We start from the raw sequence: 12,934 nt of genomic DNA, 5'->3' as shown, positions 1-12,934 counted from the left end.
ATTATTTCCCCAGGCGATAACCAAACCCGCGTATACTTTCAGGTACACCCTCTACACCGGCATTCTCTAATTTTTTTCGTAGCTTACTAATATGACTGTCTACGGTTCTTTCAAGCGCATCGCTTTCTGATAAACAAGACTCCATGAGTTCCTGTCTGCTGAAAACTTTTTTTGGGTGTTTTATAAGATGCATGAGAATCTTAAACTCGGTGGTTGTCAGCTTGTAGCCTATATCTTCATTTGATTTTTTAATCAATACGCTATGTTCTGTTGGTGATATTTTAATAAATTCAGATTCCAGCGTTTTTTCATTATTACTGACGATAGCATGATGGGTACGCCGTAATACGGCTTGAGTACGTGCGACAATCTCGGAAGGATTAAATGGTTTAACGACATAATCATCCGCACCTATTCGAAGCGCTGAAAGTTTATCGGCATCTTCGTCATTGGCGGTCAACATGATGACAGGGGTTTCTCCTCGTCTTCTGATTTCTGCGAGCACGGCCCATCCGTCCAATCCAGGCATGCGTATATCAAGAATGATCAGAGCAGGTGAGAATTTCTCGTGATAATCAAGCCCTTGAACTCCATTATTTGCATATAACGTGTCGTACCCATCTCGTGCGAGATAAGCAATGAGAATATCTGCTATTTCAGCTTCATCCTCTACAACTAAAATTAATGGCTTTTTATTCATAAAAATTAACCTATTCTAAAAGTGATGCGCTGTTAAGTAGTTTTTAATATTTTTGTTCTCCATTCATTCTCCACATAACACGCAAAAAATCTAAACCTTCATAGTTTACCGTTCTGAATTGCGTTTTGCTCTATTTTATAAACCGGAATTTATATGAACAAACTGGGGATGATTTTTTTTGCCGCGGCGGCCGTGTTGGGGGCGAGTGGCTGTAATGATAATAAAGAAACCTCCTCAACGACGGAAAGTGCTGAGCCACATGTACGGGTTGCTGAGTTAGCTCCCGCGGATATCTATCTGGAGCGCGTCTGGCCTGCGCGAGTCATTGCTATGCGTACCGCTGAAATCCGTCCTCAGGTCGGGGGCATTATCAAATCTCGTCTGTTTACGCAGGGCTCGGAAGTTAAAGCAGGGCAACCACTGTTTCAAATCGATCGCGCGCCTTTTGAAGTGGATGTCGAAATAGCCTCGGCGTCACTCAAGCGCGCTGAAGCTTCATACCGTCAATTACGTCAGCGGACAGACAGGCTCGCACAGTTGCAAAACAGTGGTGCGGTAAGTCGGCAAGATTATGACGATGCAAAAGAAAATACCGCGCAGGCTGCGGCAAGCGTTGCAGAAGCGACAGCCTCGCTGAATAGAAAAAAACTCGACCTCGCTTATTCAACCGTCAGATCGCCCATTGATGGCAGGATAGAGCAAGAATTCGTGACGGAGGGCGCTCTTGTCAGTACAGACAATACTCAGGCTATGGCTATCGTTCAGCAAACGACAAAAGTCTACATCGATGCCCGGTTGCCCGCCTCTGAATTGAAAATGCTACAGGGGATAACAAGCCCACAGGATGATAAAAGCCACATCGCGATCGCGATTCTCGATGATAAAAACCAGCCGTACGAGCTTAATCCCCAGATGCTTTTTTCAGGAAGCAGCGTCAACAGTGATACGGGGGATGTGGTCGTCAGAGCCGTGGCTGATAACCCGCATCGGCAAATGATGCCCGGAATGTATGTGCGTATGAAGATTACCCAGCTGCAACAAAAAGGTGGGCTGTTGGTGCCGCTTCAGGCCGTGCAGCATGAACAAGGCAGGGCCTTCGTCTGGGTCAAAAATAAAGAAGATAAAGCGCAGTATAAAGCGATTCAGATTGGCGAACAGACGAATCAAAGCGTCGTCGTTCTAAGTGGAATGAGTCCCGGAGACATGTTGATAGTGGAGGGGCAGGAGAGGCTTCAGGACGGTGTTCGGGTCAAATCAGAGCGTTGGATACCGAAAAGTTAATTCAAAGCCATAACGTTATAACAAGACACAGGAACCCCTGATGCCTCAGTTTTTTATTAATCGTCCCGTTTTTGCCTGGGTTATTGCGCTGTTTATTATACTGTTCGGGATTGTCTCAATCCCACAGCTTCCCGTTGAACAATATCCTTCAGTCGCCCCTCCAAGCGTAACAATAACGGCGAGTTATCCCGGTTCGACACCTCAGATAATGGATGAGTCTGTTGTGTCGCTCATTGAGAAAGAATTATCTGGGGTGGATAATTTGCTCTATTTTGAGTCATCAAGTGATACCTCTGGTGCTGCTTCCATCACGGTTACATTTAAGCCTGGTACCAATATTAAAATGGCTCAGGTTGATGTGCAGAACCAGCTCAAAACTATCGAGCCCAGATTGCCTCAAGCCGTTAGGCAAAATGGGTTGAATGTTGAGGCCGCGTCGTCTGGTTTTCTGATGATGGTAGGGCTCACATCGCCAATGGGAAAATACAGCGATGCGGACCTGAGTGATTACTTTGTTCGGAAAATATCCGACGAACTCCGACGTATTAACGGGGTAGGTAAAATTCAGGTTTTTGGTGCGGAAAAAGCGATGCGTATTTGGCTCGATCCGGCGAAGCTAATGTCTTATCAGCTCACGGTAAGCGATGTGACGACTGCGATTAGCGAGCAAAATGTCCAAATTGCACCGGGTCGACTTGGCGATGCGCCTACCGTCCTGGGCCAGCGTTCAGGATATCCTCTTACTGTCAGCGGGCAGTTGGGAACGCCTGACGCGTTTCGTCATATCGTATTAAAAGCCGATTCGAAAGGTGCGAATGTTACTTTAGGTGATGTCGCGAGGGTTGAGCTTAGCCTTCAAGCCTTTTCGTTTACTACACGAGAAAATGGCCAGCCTTCCACTGCCGCGGCTATTCAGCTTTCTCCTGGGGCAAATGCTGTTCAAACATCAGCAGCGATTAAGTTAAGAATGGATGAGCTGGCAAAATCATTGCCCGATGGCATGGTATATTCTATTCCGTTCGATACCGCTCCATTCGTAAAAATCTCTATCGAAAAAGTCATCCATACATTTATAGAAGCCATGGTGCTCGTTTTTATCGTGATGTACCTTTTTCTACAGAATATTCGCTACACATTAATTCCCGCTATCGTAGCGCCTATCGCATTGTTAGGAACATTTACTATCATGTTGATAGCCGGATATTCAATAAATGTTTTGACGATGTTCGGTATGGTTTTGGCGATAGGAATTATTGTTGATGATGCCATTGTCGTCGTCGAAAATGTTGAACGCATAATGGCTGAAGAACGGCTGCCTCCAAAAGAGGCGACTGAAAAAGCAATGCGTGAGATTACCGGTGCGATTATCGGTATAACACTTGTCCTTACCGCTGTTTTTATTCCGATGGGACTCGCTAGTGGTTCCGTTGGCATTATCTATCGACAGTTTACGCTTTCAATGGCTGTCTCTATTTTATTTTCGGCATTTTTAGCGTTGACGTTAACCCCTGCGCTATGTGCCACATTACTCAAGCCTTATTCACCTGAAACGCATAAACATGGTCGCTTCTTTAACTGGTTTAACGCATCTTTTGAACGTTTAACGCAGCGTTATGAATCCGGTGTGAAAAAGGTAATAAAAAAAACAGGCCGAATGATGGTGCTTTATGGTGCCCTCTGCTTTGTATTATTTTACGCGCTTAAAATGTGGCCTTCTGCATTTCTTCCTGATGAGGATCAGGGGCATTTTATGACGTCGATACAGCTTCCAGCGGATGCGACGCTTGAGAGAACAGAAGATGTGGTGAAACAGTTTGAAAAAATCATCGGGGAACGTCCGGGTATTGAAAGTAATCTCTCCATTCTTGGATTTGGTTTTTCGGGATCGGGCACCAACTCAGCTCTGGCATTCACCACATTAAAAGACTGGGATAATGAAAACAGACTCACCGCTCAGGAGGAGTCTGCCTATGTTCAGGAAAAAATGGGCAATGTGGCTGAAGCTACCGTCGCCAGCCTGTTACCCCCTCCCATTTCTGAAATGGGAACGTCATCCGGTTTTACACTCCGGTTTGAAGATCGTTCTGGGAAAGGAGCCAAAGCCTTTTCAGATGCGCTGCGTATGATGCTTTCGCTGGCAGAAAAGAGCCGTATCGTAACCTCTGTCTATCTGGACGGTTTGCCCGAGGGGACCAGCATCAATCTCAACATCGATCGGAAAAAAGCGGAGGCCATGGGCGTATCTTTCAATGAGATTAACCAAACGTTATCTGGCGCAATGGGATCGGCATATGTTAATGATTTCCCGAATAATGGTCGGATGCAGCAGGTTATTGTGCAGTCAGATGCGCCATATCGTATGCAACTGAACAATCTGCTTTCTCTGTATGTACGCAATAAAAATGGCGGTATGGTTCCTCTTTCTGAGTTTATTCATGCTGATTGGCAGCAAGCCCCCCAGCAACTCGTTCGGTATCAGGGCTATCCCTCTTTCAGAATCTCGGGGTACGCCAATGATGGTTATTCTTCGGGGGATGCAATGAGGGAAATGGAGAGAATTGCTCAGCAGTTACCGCCAGGATTTGTGGTTGAGTGGACCGGGCAATCGCTTCAGGAAAAACAATCGGTATCTCAGGCACCCATGCTTATGATTTTATCTATGCTGGTTGTGTTTCTGGTGCTGGCAGCATTATATGAAAGTTGGTCAATACCGCTATCGGTTATGTTGGTTGTTCCTCTGGGACTGATGGGGTCTGTGGCTGCTATTTTTTTAAGAGGGATGCCTAATGACGTCTTTTTCAAAGTCGGCTTAATTACGATTATTGGCCTCTCGGCTAAAAATGCCATTCTAATTATTGAATTCGGTAGGCAATTACACCAGCAAGGAGAAAGCCTATTTAATGCAACGGTTAAGGCTACACGTTTACGCTTGCGTCCCATAATAATGACGTCGTTAGCATTCACACTTGGCGTTGTTCCTCTCATGTTGGCATCCGGTGCAAGTTCAACGACTCAGCATGCAATAGGGACAGGTGTTTTTGGCGGGATGATTAGTGGCACATTGTTAGCGATATTCTTTGTGCCGGTTTTCTTTATTTTCGTTATGTCCTTAGCGGAGAAAATTAAACGAAGCCGGAAAGTATAAAATTACTAATGTCGTTGATGGGCTATTTTTATAAATATAGCCCTCATTTTTTATTTTCATAAGGTGCTATATTTTAGTCGTGACATGTCATTGACGGTGCTTTTATATCATATAGGGCAGTGAACAGCCGTTAGGAAATTCGATACCCTGCTCAACTTTTCTAAGCTGCCTATACGGCAGTGAACTCGTTTGCTCCCGTTGCTCCGTCTACGCCAGTTTTCTAAGCTGCCTGTACGGTAGTGAACCATCACTGGCGCTGAACATTTCAGGACCTGTTTTTCTAAGCTGCCTATACGGCAGTGAACATTCATAAAAATATCCTTTCATTTATTAGTGATTTCTAAGCTGCCTATACGGCAGTGAACACTTATGCGCGATCTTTGCTCGCTGCACTCTAGTTTCTAAGCTGCCTATACGGCAGTGAACAATCACTCCACGATTCGGCGCTATTCCAGTGCTTTCTAAGCTGCCTATACGGCAGTGAACCGAGCCAATCCGAACAACAGCGGGAACCATCATTTCTAAGCTGCCTATACGGCAGTGAACGTGACTGTAGAACGAGTCCAATTGTTACATGAGTTTCTAAGCTGCCTATACGGCAGTGAACCGTTCCTATTTTACGGTAGTTGCCTCATTTTAAAAGAAAATAAACCATTTCTCCTGAAAAACCCTTTTTATCGTAGCGCGTAATCAAAATTAGAAATCAATAAGTTATGAGTATCCGTTAAAAAAGGGTTGTTACTACGTGATGATGGTTTCCGCGCTTTAGCTATAGAAAGAGAAATCGCTTAAGTAGGAGCCTTTTGCCGTACGCTATGGGCTACATACACGAAAAACCGACCTTATTTCTCACCTTGGCGCTAAAGCCCCTTGCCTGATTGAGTCTATAAATCACAACTGCTACCGGGAAAGGATTTTTCCGACATATCCATGACGTTGTTAACGAAATTGCGTGCAAAATGAACAGGGCTTATTAGTCCGTTTTTGTTATTTATTATGTGATATATTCCGTGTTTTATTTTTAAAATTGAAATATCTATTTTTCATATTGAAATGATCGCGTGTTTTTTGATGCGGTGAATAATCTTTATATGTGATTTTCATCACTTGATAAAAATAACGCCTTAAAACAAAACCAATAAAAATCAATTACTTATTTTTTGTTTTTTGTTTTTTTATATTTGTTGGCACGCGAAGTGCAAATAATAGGGAGTAATCAACAATGGAGATAGTTAAATGTCATATAAGATTTTACTTCCTCAAGAAATAATGAAAGAAGGAAGAGAGTATTTGGAAAGCCGGGGTTATCAACTTATTGATGGTTCAGGGATGGAAGAAGAGGATATCATCCGTGATATTCCAGATTGCGACGGTATTATTGTTCGCTTGTCTAAAATGTCTGACCGTGTATTTGAAGCAGCTAAGGCATTGAAAGTCGTTGCGCGCCACGGGGCTGGTTATGACACCGTAGATTTAGAGTCAGCAAAACGTCATGGTGTTGTGGTATTAAATGCTCCGATTGCGAATAGTATGTCTGTAGCAGAATTGGCAATTTTTTATATGTTGCATTGCTCTCGTAATTTCAAGCTAGTTGAAGAAAAAATGCTTGAAGATTATTACTGGGCAAAACTACGCACACCAAAAGTTGAATTGGATGGAAAAACTGTCGGGTTAATTGGCGTAGGGAATATTGGTTCTCGGGTTGCAATTAAAGCATTGCATGGCTTTAACATGAAAGTCATCGCGTATGATCCATATAAAACGCAGGAGCAGGTTCCTGCAGGGGTCGAATTGACGAACGATTTTGACCGTATTTTCAAGGAAAGCGATTTTGTTTCCCTGCACTGTCCAACCACCACAGAAACAATAGATTTTGTCGGTGAGAAGCAATTCTCCATCATGAAACCCACTGCTTATTTCATTAATACCGCCCGCGGAAAACTGGTTGACGAAAAAGCGCTATATCACGCGCTATCCAGTAACACAATTGCTGGCGCAGGGATTGATGTGCTGAAAAAAGAGCCTTTTGATGCCAACGATCCTATTTTCAAATTAAGCAACATTGTTATTGGTCCACATATTGGTGCCGCGACTAAAGAAGCGACCGACCGCGCATCGCTGCATTCAGCTATTGGTATTGATGAAGTCCTATCAGGTAAAAAACCTTCCTGGCCAGTGCCGGGCTTTTAAGGAGCATAATATGTCTATTGGAAATCGTGTATTCACAAAACGCCCGGCTTTTGACGTTGAGCTATTGAAACATTACGAGCAACTGCCTGCTGCAAATATCGCTGATACGATGAACCGAATTGCCGTACTAGGAAATGGCATTAAACGAATTTCCTCACCGAAAAAACCAATCATGGCGGGTTATGCCATTACGGTAAAAGTACGGGCTGGGGATAATTTAATGCTGCATGCCGCACTGGATATGGCGACTGAGAACGATGTCATCGTGGTTTCTAATGAAGGCGATCGTTCCCGTGCACTGATGGGCGAAATCATGGTGGCTTATGCCCACTATACAAAGAAAATTGCAGGTATCGTGCTGGATGGCCCCATCCGAGATATTGATGCCCTTTCTGTGCTGGATTTCCCTCTCTATGCCACAGGTTCCAATCCTGCTGGCCCATTTAAAGAAGGTCCTGGAGAAGTGAATACCCCCATTGCGGTTGGTGGTGTTGCTGTGTGCCCAGGCGATCTGATTATTGGTGATGCAGATGGTGTTATTACCATCCCGTTAGGGGATGCGGCGACATTATTGGATAAAGCAAAAGAATATTCAAAATTTGATGCCAGTAAAGTCGAGGCAGCGAAAAATGGTACGGCTAATCGTGCATGGGTCAAAAAATCACTCGACGAAAAAGGCGTTGAATTTATCGACGACGTTTACCGTTAATATAATTTAATAATTAAAAGCCACAAATAAATATTTGTGGCTCTAAAGCAAAGGTAATATTAAATGCTTTATTTAAAACTCTTGCCTATTTTATTTTTTCCCGTTTTATTCTGGATAATACCTCACCCTGAGGGGGTGTCGGCCCAAACGTGGCATATCGTCGGTATTTATCTCGCAATGCTATGTGGTCTGGTTCTTCGCCCTTTTACCGATTCAGTTATTATGCTGATTATTTTAGGGTTTGCTTCACTGGTTATTGAACCTGCGCCATTATTTGCTGGCTTCGGTAGCCCAATGGTGTGGTTTATTATCAGTGCTTTCATTATTTGCAAAGCATTCGTAATTACCGGTTTGGGTAAACGCCTTGCTTATCTTTTATTGAAACGCTACGGAAAAAATACGCTGACGCTTGGCTACCTGATGATGGTAACCGATACACTGCTTGCACCAGCAACCGGGTCAAATATGTCCCGATCTGGCGGTATTACTTACCCTATATTTAGGAATATTGCCGAAGCGCTCGGCTCTAAACCTGAAAGCGGAAGTCGTAAAATTGGTGCGTATCTCACCATTTTAATGTATGTCGTTTCTATGGGGACATCGACCCTATTCTTGACGGGAATGGCGACTAATTCAATTACGGTCTCGCTGGCTAATGAGATCATGAAAGTGAATCTCGAATGGATGACTTGGTTCAAAGCCTCTATTGTGCCGGCCGGGATAATATTGCTTATTGCACCCTGGGTTCTTTACAAGCTTTATGCGCCAGAATTAAAAACCATCGCTAACGTCAATGAGATTGCAGAGCAAGGCCTTCGGGAACTTGGCCCAGTAAAGCGTGAAGAGAAATTGCTCATTGTCTTCTTCATTTTAGGTGTTTTGGGCTGGATGACGGGGTCTGTCACAGGGATCGATTTTATTCCGGTAGGTCTTGCCTTCCTTGCATGCTTGTTGTTGTTCCGTGTGCTGAGTTGGAATGATGTTGTTACTGAAAAAGCGGCGTGGCAGACTTTTGTTTGGTATGGCGCATTCTATGGCTGTGCTATTGCACTGTCGAAAGGTGGTTTTTATGTTTACCTTGTCGAAGTGATTAAAGGTTATCTCGATCTCTCTCATCTCAGTGAGATCAGTTCGATTGGTGTGTTGGTCTTTATCAGCCTTGCAGTACGCTACTTCTTTGTATCGAATAGTGCATTTGTTGTCTCCTTCTACCCGGTGTTGTTTACCCTAGGTATGACTACGCAGGCTCATCCGATGTATGTCGCACTTTCTCTTGCATTCTCCGCGGGTTACGGTGCCCTGCTGACGCATTATGGTAACGGTGCGGGCGTATTTACTTTCTCAAGTGGTTATGTCCCACAAAAAACCTTCTGGTTGCTTGGAACTATTATGGTTCTCATCAACGTCCTGGTGTATTTCCTTATTGGCATCCCTTACTGGAAATTTATCGGTATTTAATGGAGATCGTGAAATGAAGCTGGATATTCTGATTAAGAATGGGCTAATCGCTGATATTGATACTGATAACTACATTAATCGTAATGTCGGTATTATTGGCAACCGAATTGTTGATTTAGACCATGCTGATGTCTCGCAGGCTGAAACCGTGATTGATGCTGCGGGCTGTATTGTGCTACCCGGGTTGATTGATTTTCATGCACATGTTTTTCATGGTGGTACCGCAATTAGTGTAAATCCTGATGTTGTTTGCCTGCCGAATGGGGTGACCAGCATGGTAGATGCAGGAAGTAGCGGATGGGTAAACTATCCTCTATTCCGTAATTCTGTCATTAATACATCAATGGTAAAAATAAAAAGTTACCTCAATGTCGTTAATGTCGGATTATCAACGCTGGGCGGAGGAGTGACAGGGTATCTCGAAAATACCAATCCAGCTAATTACAACGTAGGGAAAATTGCTCAAACGTTGGAAGAAAATAAAGAAAATATTTTGGGGATTAAATTACGCTATAGCCAGGATATCGCTAAAGGAAAAAATTACTCTAGCGATCCCTTCTTTGCGACGGTTAAATTGGCTCGTGAGTTGAATACATCAATTTGTGTACATGTTACGGATTCCTTGATGTCAGCAGATGAGCTCATTCAGCATTTCAACGGTGACGATATTTATGCCCATTGCTTTCATGGTACTGGTAACTCGATTCTTGATGAATCAGGAGAACTTTACCCCTCGATTAAAGAGGCAAAAAGCAGAGGTGTAATCTTTGATTGTTCAAATGGTGTCGCGCATTTTGACTTCAAGGTTGCGAGTACCGCAATTGAGCAAGGCTTTTTACCTGATATCATCAGTACTGATTTAACGCAGAAAAATAGTCTACGTACGGACAAGGTTTATAGCCTATTGTTTGTTATGTCAAAATATCTCAATATGGGAATGTCGTTCTTTGATATTGTTCGCTCTGTTACGTCGACACCTGCGCGACTAATGAAAATGCAAGGGCAGATTGGTTCATTGCAGCCAGGTGCATTAGCAGACATCTCGATCGTTAAGATAAATAAAAAGAACGTAATATTTGAGGATACGCACGGTGTAAGGGTTGAAGGTGATCGCTATATCGACAACTGTGCTACGATATGTAATGGATCAATTGTATATCGTCGTATGAAATTCTAATTTTGTGTTACACACCGAAGTTAAGCCCTGAATTGATTGTCTCAGGGCTTTTTTATTTATGATGAAATGTATTGTCAATATGTTTCATCATTTTTCTGTTGTTGATAAAAACAATCTGCCTATATAATTAACTCATTGAACGTGATATGTGCGGATACGATATGAAAAACAATGATATTATTATTTTTTCAGTTTCAAAAACGATTACACAGAGAATTCTTAATGTCTTGGTGGAACGGAATTTGGACATTCCTGTCTATGAGTTTGATTATTTTGATGTTGTAGATAAAGCTTTTGATTTTATCAGTAACGGAACTAAAGTAATCATCAGTCGTGGGGGGACTGCCGCACTGTTAAGAAATAGCGTCAACATTCCTATCATCGATATCGCGCATGACTTTCACGGTATCTATAGGACGATTAAAGAAGCGAAAAATAAAACAAAAAAAATAGCTGTTGTAGGTTTTCCTCAGTTCTGTAATGTGCTAAGACATTATCAGAACATAACGGGAGAAGAGTTTAAAATATGTCAGGTTTATAATCATTATGATATAGAGAGTGTTGTTAAAAATCTTGCGGACAACGATTATCAACTTGTTATTGGTGGCCTTGCTGTTGCTGAAATGGCAAAGAAGTATAATCTCAATGTCGTTATGGGCGATACCGACAACATATCTATAGAACAGGCTCTTAATGAATCACTGGGTCTGTTGAAATATATAAAGAAAGAGAGTTTTAAGCTGTCAATGAGTTTTTCAGCATTGAATCAGTCTCGAGAAGCTATTATGTGTATAGACCAAGTCGGTGAGGTGATTAGCGTAAATACTAAAGGTGTGATGTTATTTAAATGCAATGTGGGTGATAAGCTTTTTAAAAAAGATGATTTTAAAAGTATTTTCGGTAGTATAATAAATGAGGTGTCTCTTAAAGATCATAATGTGGAAATTGATGGTGAATTGATAAGTCTGACAGTTAATCACTTTTCACAAAAACAAGATTTTTTTAGTGTGATAACTGGGTTTAAACAAGAGTCACCTCAGGTTTATACGAGGGGTAATAAAAAATCTCGATCTGGTGGGTTTTATACGCATTACACTTTTTCTGATATTATTGGCAATTCTGATATTATTGTCGATACGATTAGGAAAGCTAAGGTTTATTCTTGCAATGATTTTCCTATTAATATTTTTGGCGATACTGGTACAGGGAAAGAACTCTTTGCACAAAGTATTCATCATGCCAGTACCAGAAGTGAAGAAGCATTCATTGCAATAAATTGCGCAGCGATTCCTGAAAGTATACTTGAAAGTGAATTATTTGGATATGCCGAAGGTGCATTTACCGATGCACGTAAAGGAGGGAAGCCTGGTATATTTGAGATGGCAATGAATGGAACTGTTTTTATTGATGAAATCAGCGAGGCACCTTTATCTGTTCAAGTGAAGTTATTAAGGGTGCTTCAGGAAAAGCAATTTACGCGTTTAGGTGGTGATACTTTGATTACGGCTGGTTTTCGTCTTATTACGGCCAGCAATAAAGAGCTTGCTGAATCAGTGAATGCTGGTACTTTCAGGCAAGATTTGTACTACAGGATTAATATACTTGAATTGAAACTGCCAGCACTGCATGAACGTTCTGGTGATGTGATGTTAATTATTCACGATCTCCTAACTCGCCACGGTAAAAAATTAATATTTACGAATGATGCTGTGGATTTTCTAAATAGCTACCCATGGCCTGGGAATGTGCGTGAGTTACAAGCCATCATACATAGATTGGTTGTTTTGCTTGATATCGATGTCGTTGATAAGAATAGCCTTATATCAATCGGTAGAATAGATTCTGCTCATACTAAAAATTTGGTTTGCAGTTCAGGGATGAAATTCGAGGGAGATGAGACTGATTTGTTGAAAAAACAGGAAAGGATTCTTATCGATAGCGTTATGAAAAACACTAACGGCGATCGAGCGAAAGCTTCCGTCATTCTTGGTATAAGCTCAACAACCCTTTGGCGTAAAATCAAAGAGCTGAACATCGGTAGTTGATGTCTACACTCTTGAACGTCAGTAATTGATGCGTGGCCTACCCACAGTGAATGCTGATTACTGGTATGGGCCTCGGTTCGATCATTTCTAAGCTGCCTATACGGCAGTGAACTATCAGCCTACACCGCAAGGGATTGAGTAATTTTTCTAAGCTGCCTATGCGGCAGTGAACCGTTCATATTTTACGGTAGTTACCTAAATTTAAAAGGAAATAAGACATTCTCCCCCA

Annotated in this window: 8 protein-coding genes and 1 CRISPR repeat array; of the genes, 7 read left to right on the top strand and 1 reads right to left on the bottom strand. The window is 42.3% G+C overall.

Annotated features, from left to right (window positions below):
• Nucleotide 1: 1 nt before the first annotated feature.
• Nucleotides 2-700 carry a response regulator gene (locus WCT94_RS09405; protein ID WP_336869261.1) on the bottom strand — a complete coding sequence of 233 codons (699 nt, stop codon included), beginning with the start codon at nt 698-700 and terminating at the stop codon, nt 2-4.
• 153 nt (nt 701-853) lie between these two features.
• Here WCT94_RS09405 and WCT94_RS09400 point away from each other — a divergent pair, with 153 nt between their 5' ends.
• The 7 genes from WCT94_RS09400 to WCT94_RS09370 all read left to right on the top strand — a co-directional run bounded on the left by WCT94_RS09400 (nt 854) and on the right by WCT94_RS09370 (nt 12,705).
• Nucleotides 854-1,981 (top strand): efflux RND transporter periplasmic adaptor subunit, encoded by a 1,128-nt coding sequence (locus tag WCT94_RS09400; protein WP_336869259.1) that lies wholly within the window; start codon nt 854-856, stop codon nt 1,979-1,981.
• A 40-nt stretch (nt 1,982-2,021) separates the two neighbouring features.
• Complete coding sequence (locus tag WCT94_RS09395; RefSeq protein ID WP_336869258.1) at nt 2,022-5,126, top strand: efflux RND transporter permease subunit; 3,105 nt, start codon at nt 2,022-2,024, stop codon at nt 5,124-5,126.
• A 157-nt stretch (nt 5,127-5,283) separates the two neighbouring features.
• Nucleotides 5,284-5,733: direct repeats of the CRISPR family, unit length 28 nt; unit sequence TTTCTAAGCTGCCTATACGGCAGTGAAC.
• A gap of 629 nt (nt 5,734-6,362) precedes the next feature.
• Nucleotides 6,363-7,316, top strand: coding sequence for a hydroxyacid dehydrogenase (locus WCT94_RS09390; protein ID WP_336869257.1), 954 nt, complete (start codon nt 6,363-6,365; stop codon nt 7,314-7,316).
• Nucleotides 7,317-7,326: 10 nt separating this feature from the next.
• Nucleotides 7,327-8,025, top strand: coding sequence for an RraA family protein (locus WCT94_RS09385; RefSeq protein ID WP_336869256.1), 699 nt, complete (start codon nt 7,327-7,329; stop codon nt 8,023-8,025).
• Between the two features lie 63 nt (nt 8,026-8,088).
• Nucleotides 8,089-9,483 carry a DASS family sodium-coupled anion symporter gene (locus tag WCT94_RS09380; protein WP_336869255.1) on the top strand — a complete coding sequence of 465 codons (1,395 nt, stop codon included), beginning with the start codon at nt 8,089-8,091 and terminating at the stop codon, nt 9,481-9,483.
• Nucleotides 9,484-9,496: 13 nt separating this feature from the next.
• The gene (locus WCT94_RS09375) at nt 9,497-10,660 is read left to right on the top strand and encodes a metallo-dependent hydrolase (RefSeq protein WP_336869254.1); all 1,164 of its coding nucleotides are present in this window, start codon (nt 9,497-9,499) and stop codon (nt 10,658-10,660) included.
• Between the two features lie 161 nt (nt 10,661-10,821).
• Entirely contained in the window at nt 10,822-12,705 is a 1,884-nt protein-coding gene (locus tag WCT94_RS09370) for a sigma 54-interacting transcriptional regulator (RefSeq protein ID WP_336869253.1), read from the top strand.
• Nucleotides 12,706-12,934 lie beyond the last annotated feature (229 nt).

The organism is Pectobacterium sp. 1950-15, from assembly GCF_037136835.1.
In the GTDB taxonomy this organism is placed as follows: domain Bacteria; phylum Pseudomonadota; class Gammaproteobacteria; order Enterobacterales; family Enterobacteriaceae; genus Pectobacterium.
This window is presented reverse-complemented; position numbering and strand designations above follow the sequence as displayed.